The sequence below is a fragment of the Levilactobacillus muriae genome, from assembly GCF_045862015.1.
Taxonomy (GTDB): Bacteria; Bacillota; Bacilli; order Lactobacillales; family Lactobacillaceae; genus Levilactobacillus; species Levilactobacillus muriae.
Genome location: NZ_BAAFRU010000009.1, coordinates 34407 through 57045, shown reverse-complemented (window position 1 = coordinate 57045; position 22639 = coordinate 34407). Strand labels below are relative to the sequence as shown.

Here is a 22639-nt window from a genome sequence, read left to right as displayed (position 1 = left end):
GGTGTTTACATCGCAAACGCTATTTTTTAGAATTTCATATCAAAGGTAGTCCGGATCATAAGCAATGAGTATCTATCCCAACAAATCGAGATTGCTTGTTATGTAAGGCTCGATAGGGTATAAAGCAGATTGATAAGGGGCACTATGATGAGAGCTATTGCGGTTTTTACCGAGGTTTTTTTAAAGGTAACCACTTCTTGATTTTCAACTATACCACGGAGGGGAACAAATATGACCACTCAAGAAATTATGAATATGCTACGGTGGGCCGCCGTTGCTGATGCATTGGGGGTACCTGCTGAGATGCAACAGCGCGGTACTTATCCAAAAATAACAGAGATGCAACCAAGCTCCTTTTGGGAGCAGCCAGCAGGGAGCTGGTCTGATGACACCTCGATGACGGTGTGTTTACTAGAAAATCTGACCACTGGTGGGGATTATGCCGATTTAATGCGTCGATTTGAAAGTTATATGCGATATGGAACAAATACACCGCGTGGAGAAATATTTGATGTTGGCCGAACCTGTGCCCATGCCATCCGCAATTTTTCTGTTAACCATATAACGCCATTAAAGTGTGGTGACGCCTCACCTGAGGCCAATGGCAACGGGGCCTTAATGAGAATTGCACCAGTAGCCATTATGCTACAGTCTGAAGCCGATTTATCTCGGCGATTTAAGGTGGCACATGACTATACGGTGTTAACGCATCGGCATGCACGTTCAGTCGTCGGGAGTTTCATTTACCTTGAACTATTACATAACCTGCTTAATGGTGAATCGTTGGAGAAGTCTCTTCATACGACAAAGCAGTCGGTAGACGAATTATTAAATGGCTCAGAATATGCTGATGAGCTGATGTACTACGACCCGTTATTTGCGCCTAAATTCAGTCAATATCCAGCGGAGACCATTAAAGCCTCAGGTTATGTTGTGGATACTTTAATTGCGGCGGTTTGGATAGCTTTGAAGGAAGTGACACCTCAAGCAGTTGTTTTAACTGCTGTTAACTTGGGGGGAGACACGGATACGGTTGCGACTATTGCGGCCTCTTTGGCTGTAGCTGGCCGACCAGCTACAGCTGTCAACCCGGTTTGGTGGGAACAGACTTTGAATTCTGATCTTTTGAATAAAACCTTTAGGGCATTTGCGGATAAATATCACGCCTAATCAAGAAGCAGTGTGCGGTTTCTCATGAAGTGACCACAAGTTGACATAACACGGGAGTCCAATATCATAAATAACGGGTTTAAAATCTTACGTACGCGTTGAGAGGTTGGGACAACGATCCCAGCCTCTCTTTCGTTTCTAAATGAACAGGGATCTTGAGCAGTCCACTATTACGGTGGAGTTACGAGTTGGCAACTTTTACGAACCATTAAAATCGGCCCCTAAGAGACAGCCTATTAAAGCCTAGCAAGTGACGCGATCACTTAGAAAAGTGAGATAACTAACCAACACGCTTTTATGGCAAAAGTATTTATGGGATTAATCATGAACTTAGGGTATGTATGGCTTTGATAATGAGTTGTTATATCGTATAATGGCGCTAGATAGGTGAGTGGCAAGGGCCACCTGCTATGTAAAGACAGTTTGCTAATTATTAAATAAAGATTCCTGTATAAGCGGGTAAATGTAACGCGTGAAATTATAACTGGTGTTTATAAATAGGGGCTAATTGTTTGTCAACTTAAGGCCGGGTTTAGCGGGTCGGTTGTGACCAGTGTGGACAATTATTTTGCCCCATAAAACAATAACCATATTGTGGGTTGTTGTCGGGCGATTACGACGAACAAAGGTAAAGGAGGAGAAGCGCCCATGAGATACAAAAAAATTATATTAGCAGTCGTCAGTGTACTCATGGTTGTAGGACTAGGACAACCGGTGGTTAGTCATGCGGATGCCAGCTCGGATGCTGACTTAGCAAGTGCGAAGGCTAGCATGCCACTGGGGTTGCCGATTAATAACTATTTTATTGTCCCAACATTTCAAAATCAGACAGTCCTTAATTCTTCCAAAGTTACGGATCCCAACGCACAGGGAACGCAGGCCGTTCAACTGACTGGGGATACGAATCAGTTAGGAACGATTTGGGCTGATAAAAATAATTTTTATTTTGACTTGGCCAAAAAGCAAAAGGCCTCCATGTGGATGTACTTTGGGAATGGTGCCGTGGGTAAGATGGGGGATGGTATGGCCTTCGTCATTCAAAACGCCGGGGTACAAGCAACCTCAGTTGATAAGAATGGGGTGCCTCAGGGACAAGAAACCCTGGGTGTTTGGGGACTACCGGACTATTTTCCAACATCCGACAGTGCTGGCTCTGGCGACATTATCCCCAAAGTTGGGGCCCAAGCAATTCAGAAGAGCTGGGCATTGGAATTCGACACGTTTCCCAACGGTGGTTCGGTGATAAACAGCAATGATATTCTCTCGTTTTCAACCTTTGATCAAGGGACTAAGGTTGGAAAAGGGGGTAACGATACGGCTGTGAACCAGACCCAACATGTGGCGTCAGCTTATCCTGCCAAGACGGCCCAAGGCGCAACCTATTATGCGAGATCTTCACCTGACAGTACGACACTTTGGAACACTAAATTGAATCACAATGGGATTATTGCGAATGCCGGCAATTGGTTGACTAACGGATCGTGGCATCACTTGACCGTAGAATACACGCCACCAGCCACTGGAAGTACCAAGGGTGATGTGTCCTATACGATTAACGATAAGGATCCCGTCAGTGGAGCAGTAAGTGAGGGACAAGAAAGTCACTATGAACTAGATACCACGCAGGTCGATCCTGGTCAGACGGGAAAGGCTTATTGGGGATTCACAGGGTCCACTGGGAAATATAGTGAAAATAACCTAGTCGTCTTTGAACAAATTCCTGGCTTAGTTGACGCTGATGCGACCACGCATATTTATAATGAGACTGCCACTGATACTAGTGATGCCGAGAGCGAAGTGACGAGTGCGACCCCGGTCATTGGGGGCAGTCGCTTGCGCTTAGACTACAAGTTGACGTATAACGATGGCCGAATGGACTGGACACCAAATGCCAAGATTAATATGCCAGCTGGCTTTGTTCCCAAGTCAGGCGTGATCACCTATGCGGATGGCTCCACGAGTACAGTTGATCTTTCGCAAATAGGATCCGAGAACCAGCTTAGTTTTACGTTGGAAAAGGCTTTAAACAAGGACAATCCAACGGCGGATATTTCTATCTATGGTCGCCAAAGTAATCCGAGCGATTCTTCGACTTCAATTGCGTCAACGACGAGTAATTTTTCCGATAAGTACGGCATTGCAACGACAACGAGCACGCCGTACAGTGTTTCTCGATCTGTAACGACCTTCCGAATGGGTTGGAGTGGGAACTCCGCTAATGTGACGACAGATGGAACCAAGGATGTCACGGTTACCGGTCAATTTTCATTGATGGGCTCACCGATTTCTGACAATAATACCTTCAAGTTACAAGGACAGCTAAACAACACGAGTATTACACCACAAACCATCAGTACCAGTAATGTCTCGGGTAGTCCAACAACAGGCTATAAGGGGACGTTCTCGTACACCGTACCAGCGGCCAGCTTGCACCGAGGGGCCAATGTATTAAGCCTCTATATGACGAGTCATGACGGGTATACAACGGATGACATAAGCTCAAACATCACCGTGAGTGGCCCCCTTCAATATGGGACCGTTGATCCCACGGTATCGTATACGGCCGACTTGACGGGATCACACATGCTGGTACCACGAGATAAAACGTGGCAGATTGGTGTAGACGACCAACGTGGCACGGGGTCTAGCTGGGTGTTAACGGCAAAGATGTTGAAGCCTCTACAGGCGACCAACATTCCTGTGACGACCTTGAATTTAGTTTACAAGGCAACGGCCGACGCAGTCCCACAAGTCGTGGATTCGACGCCGCAAGTTGTGGCGCAGCGAACGAGTACGAGCGATGATGACACGTTCAACGCAGCCAGTCAATGGAATACTGACACTGGGTTACTACTAGATGTTAGCGGTGGGGCAGCTGCTGGCACCTACGATGGCGTCATTGAGTGGGGGCTGGAGAACGCGCCTTCATAAGCAAGTGAACTTTTAGAAGTGACAATAAGATTTATATGGTTTGCTGGATGGCCAGTCCCCGGTATTTTACCGGGAGCTGGCCATCCAGTTTTATTTTGACGCATGATTGAAGTTGCTAGGGCTACACGTAAAACTCCGGGAAGGTCGCTTCAACATTGCGACTGATAAACTGGACGGTGGCGTCAATACAAGCCGGATCTTGGCGATCAATCAATGTAGGATTAACCAGCAATGAAATCATACCGTTCAGTAAGAAGGTTAATTTGAGATCATTTTGACGGTTGGGAGTCAGTTTGCCCACGGCGTAAATGGCCTGCATAAAAATGTGCAACAGGATCTTGGGAAAACTAGGCGCGAAATGCAGATTCTCTGGTTTTAGCAGTGCGAGTTGCGCCGGCTGGAGTGCGGGGCTTTCAGCAAATAGAAACTCGCGAACGAAGGCCTGACTATCTTGAAATAGTAGCGGATATGCCGTGGATCCTTGAACGGCTTCTTCAGCCGCGGTTGCCAGCAACTCGTCATACAAAGCATAGATGTCAGCGTAATGTAGATAGAAGGTTCCCTTGTTAATCAGGGCAGTTTGCGCAAGCTCGGTAATTGTTATTTTGTTGATGGGCTTTTTAAGTAACAGGGTTAGACCGGCTTGCTGGATAGCACGTTTGGTTTTGGTGACGCGTAGGTCAGTTTTGGGCATCGTCAAATTCCTTTCGAGATAAACGACAGTTAGGGTGAATCGTTCATTATTCATCGATTGCTAGAGACTGATGATTGTTTGTTAACGGCTAGTTTCGTAAACTTAGGTTATGGTTGGTAACGTAATGAATAAGAAGGAGCATGATTAATGTTAACACAATATAAAATCGGTGATCTAGTTTGGGCCAAGTTGGGGACCACGCCCCTAGTTGGCGTAGTCGTTTACAAGGATGATAAGCACAGTCGCTACTTGATTCGCTTTAGTGGCGTGCAGCAGGATTACTATTCAGAAGCTGAGCTGACACCTTACCCCCGGCGCGAGAACGCGTAAGCGAAGATAGTTAATTGAAGTCATGACTTTAGGACCCTTGATTTGTGCAGAAGCACAATCAAGGGTCCTAATTTTTGCGTAATTAATCAGTTGAGACTAGGGATCATAGGGGAAGTACAATGTCTGCACCCTAATTTCCAGGGGCTAGGAAAATAGCTGCATCTCCCTGAGACACACCCTCGCCGTAGCCGTCATCGGTCTGTACGCGCACGCCGATATGCCAGCCACGGTACTGACTACGTTTGGTGGCAGTGTAGCCCGCTTTGGCCAATAGGTTAGCGTAATTCTGGGTGTTCATCACGGTAGAGGAATTGAATAAGTGAATATAGACCTGATGTGTCTTGACGGTAGGCGCTTCCTCACCATCGGTCGTATAAACAACACTTCCAGCCTGTGCATCTAGCGCTTTGTCTTCAATCGTTCCCGGGAATAAACTTAAGATTTCTTGATCAAGTAGTTGCTCGTTAGCAATGGGTAAGTTCGTGCTGGGATCGGTGGGATTGAGCTTTGCCGTAACAGCCGCGTTTGATTGCTTAGTCATGACTGGTTTCAAATAACCACGCCAGATCCAGCCCTGAAGCGTCCCATCGGCACTCTTGACGTGATAGTAAATGGTCGCGTGGCCCACGTTCTTTTTATACAATTTTTCATGAGCATCCGTATACCACGTCACTTTTGACGTCGCACGATTATTGCCGTAGCGAACGGCTAAATGCTTGGAGAAGCGCGCACCAGTGCTGGCCGTGTACGCGTTCTGTTTCATGCCCTTGCGCCAGACTAAGCGAACCGAGCGGGATCGAGCCGCTGAGTACTGACTGCTAGCCATTGCGGAAACGTTCCCGATACTAAGTATCCCGACACCGATGCTCAGGACCATGAGACCTTGAACCAATCTTGCTTTTTTCATAGGTAAATCCTCCCATCCCCTTACAGGTTAGCACGAATTACCCCGGCTTACTATAGATAATGGCGGGTAATAAATAGTCTAACCGTGTCCGTGGCGAGAGGCTATCACTTTAGACTCCCACTGGTATTCTATGATTTCCGTGAGAAATTTTGCGAATTGTTTCAGAAGCACAACGTCAACACCTAGTTAATAGTAGAAAAGGACACCTGTAACAGTACAACTAGTTTAGATCTCGTTACAATCCTTTTATCATGTAACACAACAACCATATTAATATTATTACAAAATGCATATGGTGTTCATAATTTTTTCAAATTTGACTGATATTCTGAATCTACGATAAAAAAGCAGCTCGCAACCCGCTTCGATATGGAGGTATCCCCCATGAAAAACTGGCTACGAATTTTTTTAATACTAGGTTGCTTCATCGGTTTAACATCATTACTGCACATTAATGCTCAGAATCGAGCAAGTGTTATTCAAACGGCGGCACTCCATGATCAAAATGGTCAGGCCGTCCACAGCATCACCAGTCACCAACCAGGGGCCTTGCAACTGGCCTTGACCGTTGTTCTTCCCGCTGGTGAGACGGTGATGACACTGGTAGATCAGGATAATGCCAGCTTTTCTCCAGGCAAAATCACTGACATAAAACCGGCCCAAGGGATCACGGCGGCGGTTGACCAACAGCAACAATTAGTTCTCACGAATGATCAAGACCAGTCGCAGACGGTGGAGCTGGTCGTTCCAGTCAAGGTGGCCGATCCACTCCTGACCGCCAAGCTAGAACTGGAACTACAAGTTGTAGACACAACGGAAACATTTAAGCTTCCCAAGGTTGCGGTGACGGCCGATGACACTAATGAGTCAACGGAAGAGTCCGCAACGACGAATGACAGTAATAGTAACAATAACAGTAATAACAGCAACAGTCAGTCTAACTCAAATGCCCAGTCCTCCTCGCAAACAACCGTAAACCAACGCTCCCAGTCGACCAAGCAACGTTCTCGGTCAACACGCTCCCAGGCGTCAGTCGCATCTTCCAGTCAGTCAGGGACTACTGATGATGAAGCAGATGCTAAGGCCGCCCCTACAACGAAGATTAGTCGTACGGCGGCGGTCACGGATCCTCGTGATGGTCTTACGGAAACGCCAATCGATATTCACCGGGGTCAGATTCAGATTGGCAGTTGGTCCTCGGAACTTGAAGTTGGCGGGCCACTCCTCAGTGACAAGAAAGCCAAGGTTACCGGACCCAAGCAAACGAACGCTAACGATAACACTTACTGGAACAACAGTTACGGTGACCAGTACTACTACTCCTACCAACAAGCAGATCAGGCTAAGGCCTATGCAGTGGTCTTTGATCAAACGCCCGCCGAAGAAGATACCATCGTTGTGTATTACAAAAACGTTGGGGCCTATACTACCTCGGCAGCAATAGACAAGCCTGACCAGACGATGGGGGCAATCCTCACGATCTCCAATATTAAATACAATCAGAACGTCCCGGCCGGAACGAATGGTAAGGATCGCTACATTGATTTTTCCAACAATTTCTACTCCGGCATCGTCTACAACGGTATTGAGAGCTTCGACCTTGACGTGACCTTTACGAACGCGGACGGGACCAGTGCCCTGAACTTTCTCGCGCCGGATGAAGACAAAGACCACAGCTCATACTTTACGTTCGGTTCGCTAAATGGAAATACTACCGGTGAACACGAATGGGCTGGGACCCGGTCAAAGACGTTGAAAGGCAAACTAGCCGTGGATTCCTTGGTTAAAGACCACGATAATGGCTGGTACGAAGGGATTGGTATTGGCGTTTGGGAACAAGGCCAGCCTTACAATGGCGACAATGAATGGGGAGACTTTCTAGGCTCGACCAACTATGAACGTGGGGCCGTTTCCTTCCCGATGATTGGCACGACGCAAGAGTTCAAGCTGAAGAGTGAATCTGGTTTTACTTGGCAGTCGTTCTCTAGTGGCTATGTGGTTCCCTTAGAACCCCTAGCGCCGGAGAAGACGGTTCATCGCACCGACGCATTCGGTGTCGAGAATAACGAGCTGCATAAGGCAGTAATTGACCGTGATAGTGATGACATGGATAGCTTCTACTACACAATCTATCAACCAACTTACAGTATTCCGGACGAATCCATTGCTAAGCCAGATAGGATCACGCTGACCGACCAGTTGCCAGCAGGGATGACGGTGGATGCCGAGGATATTGTCCTTCGTAATACGGATGGTAAGCCGATTCAATTTGAAGATGGTGAAGATAAAGATAAATATAAGGGAAAGGTTACCGTGACGGCAGATGGTCTCGTCACCTACGAACTATCCGACAAGGAAATTGAGACCCTAACGTTTGACGGCCGACCCTTTGCCTTCCAGATGAAAGTGACGTTTGATTCCGACTTCGTGGGAACCTTCAAGAATCAGGCCACGGTCAAGTTCGACTCTGGAACGAACTACACTTGGGAAAACGACACGAATGAAGTGGTAACGCACTTCGAACGGACGCCGATTGACCTGACCTTGAAGAAGATGGGGGACCTCCCTTGGGACCCTAACGCCAATGTACCGCTGGGAAAGGTCACCTTCACGATTGTCGATAGTACCGGCGGCATTCGCATCGAAAAGACGACGAATCAGGATGGTGAATTCGTTCTGAGTGATTTGGACCGGAGTCAGACCTACACGATCAGTGAAGAAGTTCCCGCAGGATACACAGCACGTGACCCCTTTACGCTAGCGTATAACGCAGCGAATAAACGCTGGGAAGTGACGGGGGATGCGGCGCAGGTCAGCATTTCAGATGATGCTCAGAAGCAAGTCATCACCGTGACCAATGAAGTTGAGCGGGGAAACTACCTGTTCGAAAAGATTGATGGGACCACCCAAAAGTCCCTTGCCGGTGCTGAGTTTATCATCAAAAATGCAGATGGCCAGTACCTGACGTTTGATGCTAGCGGCCAGTTAACGGGCGTGGTGGATCAGCGTGATCGGGCAACGCAACTGACGGGGAACGCGGCTGGTGCCTTTGCGGTAACAGGCCTTCCCCACGGCCAGTACCAACTGATCGAGACCAAAGCACCAGATGGATATACCATTGGTGATCCCCACGACTTTACCATCTCGGACCAAGAACCGAACAAGCCAGATCAGATTGAGAATGTCCCGTATAGTCTACCTGTAACTGGGGGACAGGGGATCGTCTGGTTCATTGTATTAGGGCTCATACTGACCCTATCGTCTCTCGCCATTTGGCGCACTCACCCTAGAGGAGGATAACCCATGAAATTCACAAAATTACGACAACTCGCACTCGCCGCCTTCGCCGTTTGTGGCTTAGCATTAGGGGGGCAACTGACCGCCCATGCTAGCGACTCAGCGCCAGACAAGGTCACGATGAAATTGCATAAGCTAGATAACCAAACAACGCAGACGATTCAAAACACCGGGGATGAAGTACCACTCCTGGAGGGGATGACCCCCTATAATGCCAGCACCTTTGGTGACATTGCCTATAGCGTCTATGATCTGACGGATCTGCTTGAAGAAGAAGGTGTGATCAGCGGTCAGACGGATAGCGCGACATTCGAAAAGAAACGAGACCAGTTGATTGCAAAGATCACGGGTGAAAAGACTGATCCGGAAGAGATCCTCAAGGCACAAGCGGCCTTCGTGGCGGCACACAACCTAGTACCCGTTTCAGAGGAAAAATTAACGGACAACAGTGGGCTCTTAACATTTTCGAAGCTGAAGAACAAAGGGTTTTACCTTATCATGGAAACCGAAGCAAAGACTGAGTATCTGACAGGCTTGTCGGCACCGATGATCATCGGCCTACCTCTGGGTGACAAGGACACCATTCACCTGTACCCCAAGAACGTTGTTGCACGGGACGTTGACCCTGAGATTCACAAGGTCGGGATCAATCCTGAAGCCCCGACTAGTGAGCAGCACGTCGCGTTAGAAGGCATTAAGTTCGAGCTGAAACGTGCAGATGGCGAGGGCAAAACGATACCACTGGAGACCGATAAAAATGGGGATATCACGTTTGGTAACCTGGTGGCTGGAAAGGAATACGTGTTAACGGAAACTTCAATTGCGGCGTATCCGTGGTATAACCAAGACAATGTTAACGATGGCAAGATTTCCTTAACGTTTACCGTCGATAAGAACGGAAATGTCGATCCGAAAATCATGAAGCCAAGTGCCGATTACTTCAAGATTGACGGCACGCGAATTGGCATCTTGAACTATCTGATCCTAGGTGGTGCTGAATTCAAGAAGGTGGATGCGCAGAATAAGGAAAAGGTCTTGGCTGGTGCTAAGTTTAAGGTTCAAAAGGTTGACCATACAGGCAAAATTTTCTGGGCAGTTTTCCAAGATAACAATTTTGTGAAATGGGTTACCGATAAAGCCGATGCTACGGAACTCACATCTGGAAAAGATGGGACCTTTAATTTCACGGGTGTGCCTTACGTGTATGACCAACGTGATGGCAAGGCGACCTACAACCTGATCGAAACGCAAGCGCCAGCAGGTTATGCTCTGCTAAAGGAAGCGACTGAATTCGAAATCAACGAGAAAACAGGCATCGTGACGATCGAAAACGAACGCTATGCGTTGCCAATTACCGGAGGGATGGGTATCTGGTTGTTCCTCCTCATCGGGAGTCTCCTGATGGGTGGCGCAGGCTACCTGTACTACCGGCAACGCCAGCAAGAGAATTAAGAAGAACCTGACAGGCTGTCCAGACACTTAGAGAAGGGAGGACCCCGACATGCGTAAATGGCTCATCATCCTACTGTTTTGTTTAGGGCTGGGACTGATAGGCTACCCGGCTGCGAGCAACGCGGTTACTGGTTGGCGCCAGCAGGGGGTCCTGAAGGCGTATAAGCAGCAGTTGCGGACAGCGAGTACCAGACAACGCCAGGCACTTCAAAAGGCCTTACAGCGGCAGGAAGTAAGTAATGAGGCAGCGATTCAGGATCCATTCAAGGAAGAGACCAAAGGCTTTGTTGAGACGACACCGGTAGCGCTGGTGGCGATTCCAAAGATCAACGTGGAACTGCCAATATTTGCCGGAACTAGTGAACAGGTCCTACAGAAGTACGCGGGGGTGGTTCGCGGGACGGACATCCCCCAGGGTAAAAGCAACCAGCACAGTCTCATAACAGCTCATCGAGGCTTACCTGGCGCGCAACTCTTCACAGACCTGCCACGACTCCAGCACAATGACCGGTTCTACCTGAAGAATGCTTATGGATTGATGACCTACAAGGTGACTGCGATTCGGACGGTGAAGGCGGCGACCCGCCAACCCGTTACACGCTCGGCAGCGAAGAATCAGGTAACACTGATGACTTGCACGCCGTATATGATCAATACGCACCGACTGTTGGTCACGGGCCAGCTGATTCCCAATGAAACGCAGACGATCCCTCAAGGGAAGTTTGTATGGGATTGGTACAAGATTGGACTGTTGGTGCTAGTGGGACTACTCATAGCTGGTGGAATCTGGGGTGGCTACCGCCGCTATCGCCGGGCAAAGGAGGAAGCAAAATGACAGCACGTAAGCGACGTTTAAAAACAAGCTTCCTCTGGGTGCTGGTGATGTTTCTCATCGGTAGTGGACTGGTTCTGCTGGGACTGACGCAAAACCACTCAGTGACTTGGCTGGGCGATACAGCTAAACGAGAAATGACAGTCGAGAGTGTGCAGCAGGCGACGCGGTCAGCACAGGATAAGTCGGATCAGTTCAACTATGCGAAGACTGCTCAGTTGAATCCGGTCACGGTTGGGGGCTATGGCTTACGCGAATTGGTGGGTAACAGTGACTACGGCGCAGTTGGTCAACTGCGGGTTCCCGCCGTGGGATTGGACTTACCGATTGGCATCGGTGTCAATAATGCCGTGCTGGTCCGCGGGGCGGGAACGCTCAAGGCAGACCAGCGGATGGGCCAAGGCAATTACGCGCTGGCTGGGCACTATATGTCAGCTAAACGTCTCTTGTTTTCTCCCCTCAAAGGCGTTCGCCAGGGGAACAGCATTTACCTGACGGATAAGCAGCACATGTATCGGTATAAGGTGACGCAAGTCCAAGTGGTCGATCGACATCGAGTCGACGTTATCGAGGATGTTCCCGGCAAAAAGCTAGTGACCTTGGTGACCTGTGCTTCAGCTAAACGGGGTGAACCGAAGCGGTTAGTGGTGCAGGGAAAACTTCAATCGGTGTCACCTGTGCAAGCGTAAGCTAGAAGACTAACCCGAGACCATCAGTTACCGAACAAAGAAGTGGATAAAGCATACGGCGGTGCCCCAGTGAGGGTATCGCCGTATTTTTTGGTGTTGGGCTTGAAGTGACTGTGCATACAAGGACTTGCGATATTGCGGAGAAGATATTGCGGAGAAGATATTAATGAGGGTGTTCTTTGAGTCAAGATTCCCCTCCTTTTCCGGTATAGAGTATGTTACACATGGTAGCTTCGTGATGAGTAATAAAACAAGGGTGATTGAAAAGTAATCTTTGAAGCGTTGGTAAGCTAAGGCTGATCACGCATATATAGAAGTGCCAGAATGGACGGGTTTGAATCGTAAACTTTGATTCGACCGGCCTCATTCTAGTGGTTATGGGATTCCTGCAAGGGTAGCCTAGTAATTGTTTCATGTGAAACATCGGTGTTCCAGTCCTTGAGTGGAGAAGATGACAGTTCTTCATTGATCATTGGGTGATTTCCGAAAATAACGACAGTGACTATTCTTAGTGAATAGCCGCTGCCGTTATTTTGAGAGATATGGAAATGAGCAGGCCAGTTAGACGGGTTAACGTGAACTTCGTTAAATCTGACTTTGTGGCGAATGCCTAATGCACAAATACGCTAATTAACAGGACCATCAGTAGACCAACGAACGAGTTCACAAATTCCAGTAGCCCCCAGGTTTTAAACGTGTCTTTTAAAGAAATACCAAATGATTGTTGGTAGAGTAAGAAACCACCGTCATACATCAGGGTAGTGGTATTACTCCCACAGGCACACGCCAACATCATCAGGGCAGGGTTCACGTGGAAAGCTACGACCATTGGGGCCACGATCCCTGCAGCGGTGATAGCAGAAACGGCACCTTGGCCTGTCATGAGGCGAATGAGGACTGTGATAATCCAAGCGAGAATTAGAGGTGAAATATTGGTGTGACCCACCAGATCAACAATTTTATTTCCGATACCACTGTCGATAATAACTTCCTTCATCACACCACCAGCAGCGATGACCATGAGGACGTTGGAAATCCCAGCAATGGCACTGGTCATATGATCTGAGATCTGTTTACCAGACATCCCACGGCGGTAACCAAACAGGAGCATGGCGACAATAACCGTGATGAGCATACTAATCTCAGCACTACCGATGAAACTGGCAAACCTAAAGGTCCAACTGTTGGCGGTTGACAATGTTTTGGCTAGAGAGGCACAAATAATGATAATGGCAGGTAACAAGGGGATAATGATGCTGGTTCTAAAGCTGGGAATGTCCGCGGCAGCCTTTTTAGGCGCCGGTTTCATCACATTGCCCAGCGGCATGTCAGCTAGTCCTGGGATAAAGTGTTGGATGAGGACCCCAGAGCAAATAATCGTGGGGACAATGACGATAAATCCCAGCATGTAGACCTGAGCAATATCGGCATGAAATGCAGTCACTAGGGCCATTGGGCCGGGTTGCGGTGGAAAGATACTATGTCCCATGGTGGCTCCGGTAATGGTTGGAATGACCAACTTCATATAAGGAACCTTAGCCTCTTTGGCAATGTTAATCACTAAGGGCATGGTAATGAGAAAGGCCACTTCGTAGAACATGGACATCCCAAAGATCGTCCCAATAAGTAAGAGGGCGTAGGGCAGGAGCTTGGGCCCCATTGCGTTTACAATCGTATCCGCAATTTGTTGAGAAGCACCTGACTCCGTCATCATTTTTCCAATGATTGCCCCGAAAATAACGATCAGTAGCAAGGATGACATGACACTACCAATCCCATTTTCAATGGTCGTAGCGATCTTGACCATGGGTAACCCTTCAGCGAAGGCAATGAATAATCCTGAGACAAGTAGGGCAATAATATTATGTACTTTTGTTTTGACGATGAGGAAAACTAAAAGTAAAATTCCGAGAAGCACCCAAAAAAGTGCGAGTAAATCAGCTGCCAAGTAAATCCCTCCTAAGAAAAAAAGACAAAACAGATATATTAGTAAGCGCATACATCTTACCATTTAAAACGAAAATCCACAATAAAGTGAAAAAGCATACATATATTCAAGATAAATAGGCAATGAAGGGGATAATCTCTTTTTAACTGGTATATCAGTTAAAACCGGTGTTATTCTCCAAACTTTAGTCGTCCAGATGGCTAGGCGGTCTTTAAAAAAATGTTGCTTGTAATCAAGTTTCGTTGATTACAAGCAACATACATATTGGGACTATTCTTTTTCGGTTGCGAGTTCCATCAACCGTTGCCGTAAGGCGTCATCGTAGGCGGTCAGGTACAGCCCGTATTTCCCGCGTTTCATCAGAACATTCAAGACGTTGGCGATGAATGTCTTGTATTCATCCTGAGTGAATTTCATATCCTTACGCTTCTTGAAGATTTCCTTGTGCGAATACTTCTCGGGGATGATGGTCATCGTGTCGGTAGCCTTGTCGTAGCCGAAGGAGGGGCCGATGATCATGCCGACATAGTTCAAGTCAAAGCCTTGAAGAGTGTAGATTGTCCCCACCTGGGTGATAGAGCCTTCACGTTTGGCCCAGTGCGTTCGTTGGGGATCCCACTCATCCCAAGGCAGATTGAACGTATCCATCTCAACGTTGTGGCGACCGTCAATCCGAGGGAAACCAGAGGTCGCAACGACCCGACTCATGCCGACTTCCTTATTTCGCTTTTTAATATTTTCGAACAACTCGCCGGCGGTATCAAACATCTTAAACTTGAAGTCACTGTTTTCCGGGAAGGCTTTCAGTGGCTTTTCGGCGGTTAAGTCGTCCATCCAGGCAACCTGTTCGTCGCTGGCGACCATCCGATATTGGAAGTTCATATCAAACATCTTATAGGGATGAGAGCCAATCGTCTTGAAGAGGAGGTTCTTGTCCCAGTACATCTTGGACTGGAAGACTTGGTCAAAGTCATAGACGACTACGACGACCTTGGCTAGATTCATCAAGTCGGTGAGTTGGTTTTGCCCGCGATAGTGCGCATACGGCTCTGACTTGGAATAGAGAAGATGAGCTTCATCGACGAAAATGATATCGTATTTTTTATGATTCTTTTGCGCGTAGTTGATTAGTGAGGTTGGTCGGCGGATCGAATTGACCTTCATGTTGGGAATCGATTCCGCGAGGTCCTGATAAGCTTTATACAATTCGGGATGATTAACCACCAGAGAGGTCTTGTAGCGGCTGTCGGTCATGTACTGACGCACGAGCTCCATCAGAACCACTGACTTACCGGTTCCGGCAGCGCCTTGAATGATGGCAACAGAGGACGTATCGCCGGTCAATCCTTGTTTAATATAGTTGTTAATATTTGTGATTACAGTCTTTTGATCGTCTGAAAGGTCATCGACGAAGAATTGTGCTTTTAGAATTTTATTCATTCTGGAACTCCTTATGCATTAATTGATTCCGCGTGGGTGAAGCAGTTGCTGTCCGCGGAAAAAGCTATTGTTATTATAGCAGTTTACCGGTGGGGTGCTGGCTATTCTTGAAATTATGATGGGGGAATTGACTGGATAGCTACCCGTGACATTGCGGAATTATTTGATTGTGGCTGAGGTGGCACTGATGTATGCTTAAGAAGCAAACCGATTGAAAACAGGACTTTGGCGATTTTTAAAGGCCGGTCTGACGGGGTTTTCTTAGTGTATTCCCCACAGGTGTGGGGGTGATCCTATGGTCGCTATAACATCAGTAGTGATGGGAGCGTATTCCCCACAGGTGTGGGGGTGATCCTCAATGCTTCATGAGAGGCTGGACGTTTATCCAGTATTCCCCACAGGTGTGGGGGTGATCCCCTTGGCACTGGCCTTATTTCGCTTGGTAAGCTGTATTCCCCACAGGTGTGGGGGTGATCCCGTCTCACGGTGCATCCCGTTGATCATCCGCACGTATTCCCCACAGGTGTGGGGGTGATCCTATGTAGCGTGCCGTAATCCACATTCATGTCAGGTATTCCCCACAGGTGTGGGGGTGATCCTCACCGAAGTAGATCACTGGCACATCGGCCGCGGTATTCCCCACAGGTGTGGGGGTGATCCCAACATAACGCCAGCACAGACAACTCAGTTATCACAGACCAATGAGCATCAAACATCTGCTTGGTGGGGAACGGCTTTACTTGTGATGGTGGGAACGTTACTCGGCGTCAAACAGGTCAGAAATCGGAAGAAAGATTAACCCGAAATGAAGCGACAGAATCACTGATAGTTGAAAAGCATCCGTCCAATGACTGCTGTCATTGAGCGGATGCTTTTTTTGAGGATAGGATGAATGGGATTTTATGTTTGGCAGAAGTGCGGAATGTTACTCACGTGGTTGGGCTAGTCTGATTTCAATATTATCTAGCGAATCATCACTAGAATTGAGGATGCGTTGCATATATTTCTTACGCTCGGAAGCTGATGTGTTACCGTTAAAGATACTAATGGATTGGCTTTCGTCAGCACCAGACAATTCTCGATAATCTTCTGTACCAACCTCCGAAGTGTATTTGATTAACCAGTCATGATCGTCGTTAGCCATTTGGAAGAAAGCGGCTGGATTGTTTAACCAGAGGAGATTAGCAACTGCGAGATATAGCTCTTTCCAGCTTTTAAGTGGTTGACTGGATTGCTGATGGAATTTAAAAGCGATCGGCTTTTTTCCAGTAGGGTCGGTGTCTTCTAGGCTGACCCAATCGGTATTTTTAATCGCCAAATCTGGAACTTGAGGAATCGGCCAGACTGCTAGAATCCGGTCATATAGATTCTTTTGACGTTGTGCTAATGTAGTTGTGTTCCAAGTTGAGACATTAGCCAGGTCTTGATTAAGCTTAATACCAGACATGCGATAACCGTCGGGCGCGTCTCTTTTTTCTAGAAAGGGATGATTACTCATTTGTGAATTGAACCCCGTTAAGGTTAGATTAGCCAGTCGGTTGAGCCAAGTTAGCTGAATATCATGCCAATTAGGACCCAGACTTTTTTGCCAGGCAGTACTGAGCGTTTGTGGCATAATATGTTCGATGGAATAACTTCCATTTTCGGACTGTGTGAAAAGGTCCTGTGGTTCACCATGAAGGTTATTAAGTTCGTTCATGATAAACCAAAAGGACTCGGTACGGATATGGTAATAATCTTTAGTGACTAAAGCCTGATAAACGTCCTCATTATTGGGGAAAATTTTGTTTTCCTTGGCAGTGTGGGTGAGGAAAACCTTTAAGGCAGTATCGTAATCAACCTGTCGATTTTGACTTAGACGAGTGACCTGTCGATCTAAGGATGAAAAGAAGTTGTTGAGACCTGTACTGGGCATGCCAACAAATAAGCGACGTGCGAGATATGATAGCAGAACAGCTAAGACTTTATTTAGAGAATTTAGAGTTATCACTTGTTCATGGTACTTAGTAAATACCTGGAGGAGGTAAGGCATCATAACGTCCAGTCTTAATTGAGACAAGCGATTCAATAGTTGCTTGGTATGAAGGTCATCGAAGTCGTAATCATTTGGAAACTGAATCTGGGCATAGATTAGGGCAATATCTTTTTCTTTTTTTAGTTCGGTATAGCGATCAAATCCTGACCTTAAGCCAATATATAGTCGATACTCAGTGTAAATTCTGCCCTTTTTGACAGGCTTAGACGATCGAGCCAATGAGGTCAGATAGTGACGATAAAAGTTAGAAACATTTTCAGGATGAACGATCTTTTCAATTTCTTGCCAGACTTCGAAAGCTTCTAATTGTTTCTCATTGGATAGACTCATCAGTAAATAATTTCGAATTTTATCAGATTCGGTTAAACTCAGACCGGTAGAATTTAAGCTTTCAAAAATCAATTGGGCATCATCACCAGGCTGAACTGTAATGACCATTGTCTGAAGCTGTGTCCGTAGTAAGGTGAACCACTCATTAACGGATAGACGACTACCATTAATGAGGTCTTTAAAGAAGTCATAATTGGATTTAAATAATGATGTCTTGGCAGCCTCTCCGTGTATTAGAACATCTATGTATTGGTCTTCATCGCCAGGTACGGGTTTTAGACGATTGTGGTGTAAGGAAGAATGGTCATAAATATCAATTAAATATCTATCTGTAATCATTTTGCTTGTTTCAGGATCGCTGTCAACCAGGACATCCCGTATAGCAATTAGGAATAATGAAATGGTTGTTAGGCGTTGTTGGCCATCAATAACGGCGACTTCGGAAATTCCAGTTTGTGTGGTATCTAAGATTAGGCTTCCGATGAAGTATTGTTTCAGGCCACGGTTATGTGCCGTTTGCATGTCATCGATTAAGCGCTGAGCCTGTTCTCTTCCCCAACTATAGCGACGTTGATAAATTGGAATATAAATTTTTTGCGTATTTTGAATGACTTCAGAAACGATGAGCTCTGGACTACCCTGCAAGATGAACATCTCCTTATAATGCCCATTTTAAGATATTTTTTGAAATTATGATAGGCAAAGCTCTGCATCAGTAGTAAACTACGCGGGTCAAAAAGCAATAGATTTGTTCTGTCAGAATTGACGGATAAGTCCATAGCTTTTCAGAAAATTTCAAGGTATCTAAAGTATAAGATCAGTCACTGCGTTACGTGTCACCATAATAATTAATAACGGTCATATGTTTCGTTGACTTGAAAACAGGGTGATTGATCTTTTTCTTCGTCAATAATGGTACTTTAGTTTTACTCTCGCTAACGCCTTGTACGTAGGCCAAAGTACGTTGCTTACCGTACTTAACGGGCAAGACTTGACTGTAGTAAAACTGAGAATTACTCAGGTCCCAGCTGGGTTTAAGAATGACTGCAAAATAAGTCCAGCCATGGCTGGATTTTCGCAAATCAACGTTGGGTAAGTTCTTCACCTCATAGGCCGTTTTCCAAGATTTTGCAAATTTCAGGGTATGCTTCTGGTGGTTGGACGTGGTAACTGTGAAGGACTTCTTGTTAACGACGAGCTTACTTGGGTGCTTGTCGTAAATTGATTGATAGCCATACCAGGTGCCACGTATGGATTTTGGTGCTGTCCGAATGGTTGCATCATGGTTTACGGACAACCAAACTGTCTTGGCACTAGCGGATGTATTTGCAAGTCCTAATAAGCCAGCAGAAGCAGCTAAGAGTGTGATGAAAGCTTTGATTTGTCTGTGATTCATAGATGTTCCCCTCCTTAATAGCTTTAGTATACGAAAGCTGACTGGCGACTCAAGTGTGGATTGCCGGGTAGTCTACCTTGTAACTAGCCGATCGTGGACTGTCGATCAAATAACTTCGCATTCTGTCACGGTCCGCGTACACTTATGCTAGAAGTCTTTCGAAAGGGTGAATCATATGAAAATTGGTGTTGTGGGGTCTGGGACGGTTGGTACTATTCTGACACAGACGGTTAGTCGCGGGGACGACAATGAGATCATTCTCAGCCATTCGCGTGGTGCCACTAGTCTGGCTACGCGCCGTGATGAGTTCGCTGCGAACGTTGTCTTTGGTGAAGTGGCCGATGCGCTCCGACAGCCACTCGTGATTATTGCGGTGCCATTTGGCGTTGCTCCCGATGTTCTCCAGCAGGTCGCTGATTACCAGCAGCGAATCATTGTCGATGTAACTAATCAATTTACCGCCGACTTTAAAAAGATCGATACCCGGCCATTGACTGGGAGCGAAGTGATTGCGGCGGCCGCTAAGAATGCTCGTGTCATCAAGTCCTTTAACACCTTGCCACATGAATTAATGACGGGTAAGGTTGACGGCCCCGGTCGGCGCGTACTATTTTATGCGGGCGATGACCAAGATGCCAAGAAGGCCTTTGCATCACTGGTTAGGCCACTAAATTTCCGTCCGGTCGACCTGGGAAAACTACGTCATGGTGGCAGCGTCATGCAGGTCGGTGGTGGCTTGGGGCACACGGCCTTTGTCCAACTGGATGAAAAATTTGAATAATAAGGATGCCAGCAGGAAATGTTTCATGTGAAACATTTCCTGCTGGTTTTTTTATGCGCATATGGGCTAGAATTACGGACTAAGAGGTTACGCTGTGTCTTGCTGTAAGTGATCATTCAGGGCCGCACAATGTCTAGGAAAACAACGATTTTCGCTTCCGAGACGTAACCAGCCTAATACGTGCGGTAAAATTAATCGTTAATCCAGACTGTTGTATGGAAAAACAAATATTTGATGCAAATTTAGAGTGTTTGTGTAATGAAAGTGGTAAACTATGTAAGCGCTTCACATTGCCATATTTAGTAACGCAACGTTAACTTTCTGAGAATATAGGAGGCCAATCATGACAATTCCAAGTTTCACATTGAATGATGGCTGGGAGCTACCAGCAATTACCTTGGGGACCGCCCGCGTTCGTGGCGGGGCCGCAGTTAATCAGTTTCAAATTGCCATCAATGATGGCTATCGCAGCATCGACAGTTCGACGAGCTATGATAATGAAGGTGCCGTTGGCGAGGCAATTCGCCGTTCAGGAGTCCCCCGTGCTGAGCTAGTCGTGACGTCTAAATTGCCGGGTAAATATCATCGGTATGCCGATGCAACGACGGCAATTCAGGAATCGTTATATCGGATGGGCTTGGATTACTTTGATCTCTTTTTGATTCACTGGCCATTGCCTAAACAGGACTTATACGTGGAGGCTTGGCAGGCGATGATCGATGCCCAAAAACGGGGACTCATTCGGTCGATCGGTGTTTCTAATTTCGAGCCAGAACATCTAGACCGGATTATTCAAGAGACTGGCGTGACGCCTTCGGTTAACCAGATTGAGGTTCATCCTTACTGGAATCAGGAGCGCATGGTCACCGCTAATCGCGAACGGGGAATTTTGACGGAGGCTTGGAGCCCACTTGGCCGGGGAAGTTCGGTTATCAAGGAACCTTTGATTCAGAAACTGGCTACCAAATACCAGAAGAATGTCGTGCAGATTATTTTACGTTGGCACCATCAACGTGGCGTGGTTCCGTTACCACGGACGCATAATATCGCCCATCAACGGACCAATCTAGATATTTTTGATTTTCAATTAACGGCCGATGAAATGACCCAAATTGCGGCCTTAACTAAAGTAGAGGGTCGGGTAGTCGCTGGTCAAGATCCGAATGTTTACGAAGAATTTGAATAGCTAACGGTTTCACCAATCGAATAGCCATTACCAGCAACGCGCAATCCGAGGAGGACTTCGATTTTTTTCAGATTACGCGTTTTATATTGTGTCGTGTTAAAGATATCGTAGTACCTTAGAGATATTAACGAATTAATTTTAAGGGAGTGTTGCTATGTTAACCCTCACAGTTTATCAGGACACGCAGCAGGATCGTGACCGCATCGCCACCTATCCCCTGAGTGATCCGACCTTTACGGCCACGCCACAAATGGCGTTAACCATCGCTATTGGTAATCCTGACCGACTACCGCTCATGATTCTAGAGGATACCGAACTAGTTGGGTTTTTGGTCCTTATCAAAAACGAGGATGTTCGGGAAGTGGGCGCCGATCCGGCGACTGCCATCCTGATTCGTTCGCTCTCCATTTCAGAAACGCAGCGTGGTCGAGGAGTCGCTACCGAGGTTCTTCAGCGATTACCTGAATTTGTGCGCCAACGTTTCCCAGCAGCCACTACCTTAGTCTTGGCTGTTGATCACGGAAATTTTCCCGCCCAAAAACTTTACGAAAAATCGGGCTATACGGACACTGGTCGTCGTCGGTTCGGCCCCTACGGCAAGCAGTACATTCTGACGCAGACTGTGTAACGCTGACTAGATCCTTCTAACCAGGCTAACCTAAACGCGTGGAACCAGCAGCAATTTGGCGCACAGCGCAACAATTCCAATCTGAAGATCAAAAAGGTGCCTGGAAATTTTTCCAGACACCTTTTAACTTACGTAAAGGCTTTATACAACACGTGATTCAGCCGGCCAAACTGATCTTCACGCCGATCCACTAAAGCGTAGTTCAGATGCTCGTACAGCCCCACATGACGGGTCACGATGTAGAGACCGTCGATATCAGATTCCTCAGCGGCCTTTTCCGCCTGCTGGACCAGTCTGAGACTGAGACCTTGATGACGGTAGTCTGGAGCGACGTAGACTGAGCTGACAAATGGGGAGTAGGTCGTATTGGGTACGATGTCTTCCGCCAATAGTGCACAGAATCCTGCTAGTTGGTCGCCCGCCGTTGCGTAGATGACACGTTCGAAGGACTGCCAGACTGCCGGCGTCCGCATGCGTTTTGCCAGATGGGGTCCCGCGGGCCAGTCGATGGCCGCAACTTGAGTCGTCGCCTGGGACCAAAGGGGACTGGCGGTCGTTAAAGTGTGATAGGTAATCATGGAGAAGCCCTCCTT

Annotated in this window: 17 protein-coding genes and 1 CRISPR repeat array; of the genes, 10 read left to right on the top strand and 7 right to left on the bottom strand. The window is 47.1% G+C overall.

Features of this window, described 5'->3' with window-relative positions:
* Positions 1-231: 231 nt before the first annotated feature.
* Together ACKTSF_RS07900 and ACKTSF_RS07895 are read left to right on the top strand one after the other, a co-directional pair.
* Entirely contained in the window at positions 232-1170 is a 939-nt protein-coding gene (locus ACKTSF_RS07900; protein WP_407888263.1) for an ADP-ribosylglycohydrolase family protein, read from the top strand.
* A gap of 648 nt (positions 1171-1818) precedes the next feature.
* The gene (locus ACKTSF_RS07895) at positions 1819-4101 is read left to right on the top strand and encodes an L-type lectin family protein (RefSeq protein WP_407888261.1); all 2283 of its coding nucleotides are present in this window, start codon (positions 1819-1821) and stop codon (positions 4099-4101) included.
* A gap of 121 nt (positions 4102-4222) precedes the next feature.
* On the opposite strand, the gene ACKTSF_RS07890 is transcribed toward ACKTSF_RS07895, so the two are convergent.
* Entirely contained in the window at positions 4223-4849 is a 627-nt protein-coding gene (locus ACKTSF_RS07890; RefSeq protein WP_407888259.1) for a TetR/AcrR family transcriptional regulator, read from the bottom strand.
* 93 nt (positions 4850-4942) lie between these two features.
* Between ACKTSF_RS07890 and ACKTSF_RS07885 the strand changes: the two genes are divergently transcribed.
* Entirely contained in the window at positions 4943-5125 is a 183-nt protein-coding gene (locus tag ACKTSF_RS07885; RefSeq protein ID WP_407888257.1) for a hypothetical protein, read from the top strand.
* A 130-nt stretch (positions 5126-5255) separates the two neighbouring features.
* Here the strand turns inward: ACKTSF_RS07885 and ACKTSF_RS07880 are convergent, their stop codons facing one another.
* Positions 5256-6032, bottom strand: coding sequence for a hypothetical protein (locus tag ACKTSF_RS07880; RefSeq protein ID WP_407888256.1), 777 nt, complete (start codon positions 6030-6032; stop codon positions 5256-5258).
* 384 nt (positions 6033-6416) lie between these two features.
* On the opposite strand from ACKTSF_RS07880, the gene ACKTSF_RS07875 reads away from it, so the two are divergent.
* The 4 genes from ACKTSF_RS07875 to ACKTSF_RS07860 are packed head-to-tail and all read left to right on the top strand — an operon-like array spanning position 6417 to position 12302.
* Complete coding sequence (locus ACKTSF_RS07875; RefSeq protein ID WP_407888254.1) at positions 6417-9332, top strand: SpaA isopeptide-forming pilin-related protein; 2916 nt, start codon at positions 6417-6419, stop codon at positions 9330-9332.
* Positions 9333-9335: 3 nt separating this feature from the next.
* The gene (locus ACKTSF_RS07870; RefSeq protein ID WP_407888252.1) at positions 9336-10781 is read left to right on the top strand and encodes a SpaA isopeptide-forming pilin-related protein; all 1446 of its coding nucleotides are present in this window, start codon (positions 9336-9338) and stop codon (positions 10779-10781) included.
* Positions 10782-10830: 49 nt separating this feature from the next.
* Positions 10831-11616 (top strand): class C sortase, encoded by a 786-nt coding sequence (locus ACKTSF_RS07865; RefSeq protein WP_407888250.1) that lies wholly within the window; start codon positions 10831-10833, stop codon positions 11614-11616.
* Positions 11613-12302, top strand: a complete 690-nt coding sequence (locus tag ACKTSF_RS07860; RefSeq protein WP_407888248.1) for a class A sortase — start codon at positions 11613-11615, stop codon at positions 12300-12302. Before ACKTSF_RS07865 ends, ACKTSF_RS07860 begins: the two co-directional genes overlap by 4 nt.
* Positions 12303-12912: 610 nt before the next feature.
* Here ACKTSF_RS07860 and ACKTSF_RS07855 read toward each other — a convergent pair.
* The 4 genes from ACKTSF_RS07855 to ACKTSF_RS07840 form a co-directional block, all read right to left on the bottom strand.
* On the bottom strand, positions 12913-14250 hold the full coding sequence (locus ACKTSF_RS07855; RefSeq protein WP_407888247.1) for a gluconate:H+ symporter: 1338 nt from the start codon (positions 14248-14250) through the stop codon (positions 12913-12915).
* 270 nt (positions 14251-14520) lie between these two features.
* Positions 14521-15690, bottom strand: a complete 1170-nt coding sequence (locus ACKTSF_RS07850) for a DUF2075 domain-containing protein (RefSeq protein ID WP_407888245.1) — start codon at positions 15688-15690, stop codon at positions 14521-14523.
* Between the two features lie 266 nt (positions 15691-15956).
* Positions 15957-16350: direct repeats of the CRISPR family, unit length 28 nt; unit sequence GTATTCCCCACAGGTGTGGGGGTGATCC.
* A gap of 265 nt (positions 16351-16615) precedes the next feature.
* Entirely contained in the window at positions 16616-18709 is a 2094-nt protein-coding gene (locus ACKTSF_RS07845; protein ID WP_407888243.1) for a DUF262 domain-containing protein, read from the bottom strand.
* Between the two features lie 175 nt (positions 18710-18884).
* The gene (locus ACKTSF_RS07840) at positions 18885-19451 is read right to left on the bottom strand and encodes a hypothetical protein (protein ID WP_407888241.1); all 567 of its coding nucleotides are present in this window, start codon (positions 19449-19451) and stop codon (positions 18885-18887) included.
* Positions 19452-19626: 175 nt separating this feature from the next.
* Here ACKTSF_RS07840 and ACKTSF_RS07835 point away from each other — a divergent pair, with 175 nt between their 5' ends.
* From ACKTSF_RS07835 to ACKTSF_RS07825, 3 genes are all read left to right on the top strand, one after another.
* The gene (locus ACKTSF_RS07835) at positions 19627-20232 is read left to right on the top strand and encodes an NADPH-dependent F420 reductase (RefSeq protein WP_407888239.1); all 606 of its coding nucleotides are present in this window, start codon (positions 19627-19629) and stop codon (positions 20230-20232) included.
* Positions 20233-20575: 343 nt separating this feature from the next.
* Positions 20576-21418 (top strand): aldo/keto reductase, encoded by an 843-nt coding sequence (locus ACKTSF_RS07830; protein WP_407888237.1) that lies wholly within the window; start codon positions 20576-20578, stop codon positions 21416-21418.
* 154 nt (positions 21419-21572) lie between these two features.
* The gene (locus ACKTSF_RS07825) at positions 21573-22046 is read left to right on the top strand and encodes a GNAT family N-acetyltransferase (RefSeq protein WP_407888235.1); all 474 of its coding nucleotides are present in this window, start codon (positions 21573-21575) and stop codon (positions 22044-22046) included.
* Positions 22047-22174: 128 nt separating this feature from the next.
* Here ACKTSF_RS07825 and ACKTSF_RS07820 read toward each other — a convergent pair whose 3' ends face one another.
* Positions 22175-22624: a GNAT family N-acetyltransferase gene (locus tag ACKTSF_RS07820; RefSeq protein WP_407888233.1), complete on the bottom strand. Its 450-nt coding sequence runs from the start codon at positions 22622-22624 to the stop codon at positions 22175-22177.
* Between the last annotated feature and the right edge of the window lie 15 nt (positions 22625-22639).

What these genes read in the sequence shown, in the direction of transcription:
- ACKTSF_RS07900 (WP_407888263.1), top strand. Translation starts at nt 232, where the DNA reads ATGACCACTCAAGAAATTATGAATATGCTACGGTGGGCCGCCGTTGCT.
- ACKTSF_RS07895 (WP_407888261.1), top strand. Translation starts at nt 1,819, where the DNA reads ATGAGATACAAAAAAATTATATTAGCAGTCGTCAGTGTACTCATGGTT.
- ACKTSF_RS07890 (WP_407888259.1), bottom strand. Translation starts at nt 4,849, where the DNA reads ATGAATAATGAACGATTCACCCTAACTGTCGTTTATCTCGAAAGGAAT.
- ACKTSF_RS07885 (WP_407888257.1), top strand. Translation starts at nt 4,943, where the DNA reads ATGTTAACACAATATAAAATCGGTGATCTAGTTTGGGCCAAGTTGGGG.
- ACKTSF_RS07880 (WP_407888256.1), bottom strand. Translation starts at nt 6,032, where the DNA reads ATGAAAAAAGCAAGATTGGTTCAAGGTCTCATGGTCCTGAGCATCGGT.
- ACKTSF_RS07875 (WP_407888254.1), top strand. Translation starts at nt 6,417, where the DNA reads ATGAAAAACTGGCTACGAATTTTTTTAATACTAGGTTGCTTCATCGGT.
- ACKTSF_RS07870 (WP_407888252.1), top strand. Translation starts at nt 9,336, where the DNA reads ATGAAATTCACAAAATTACGACAACTCGCACTCGCCGCCTTCGCCGTT.
- ACKTSF_RS07865 (WP_407888250.1), top strand. Translation starts at nt 10,831, where the DNA reads ATGCGTAAATGGCTCATCATCCTACTGTTTTGTTTAGGGCTGGGACTG.
- ACKTSF_RS07860 (WP_407888248.1), top strand. Translation starts at nt 11,613, where the DNA reads ATGACAGCACGTAAGCGACGTTTAAAAACAAGCTTCCTCTGGGTGCTG.
- ACKTSF_RS07850 (WP_407888245.1), bottom strand. Translation starts at nt 15,690, where the DNA reads ATGAATAAAATTCTAAAAGCACAATTCTTCGTCGATGACCTTTCAGAC.
- ACKTSF_RS07845 (WP_407888243.1), bottom strand. Translation starts at nt 18,709, where the DNA reads ATGTTCATCTTGCAGGGTAGTCCAGAGCTCATCGTTTCTGAAGTCATT.
- ACKTSF_RS07840 (WP_407888241.1), bottom strand. Translation starts at nt 19,451, where the DNA reads ATGAATCACAGACAAATCAAAGCTTTCATCACACTCTTAGCTGCTTCT.
- ACKTSF_RS07835 (WP_407888239.1), top strand. Translation starts at nt 19,627, where the DNA reads ATGAAAATTGGTGTTGTGGGGTCTGGGACGGTTGGTACTATTCTGACA.
- ACKTSF_RS07830 (WP_407888237.1), top strand. Translation starts at nt 20,576, where the DNA reads ATGACAATTCCAAGTTTCACATTGAATGATGGCTGGGAGCTACCAGCA.
- ACKTSF_RS07825 (WP_407888235.1), top strand. Translation starts at nt 21,573, where the DNA reads ATGTTAACCCTCACAGTTTATCAGGACACGCAGCAGGATCGTGACCGC.
- ACKTSF_RS07820 (WP_407888233.1), bottom strand. Translation starts at nt 22,624, where the DNA reads ATGATTACCTATCACACTTTAACGACCGCCAGTCCCCTTTGGTCCCAG.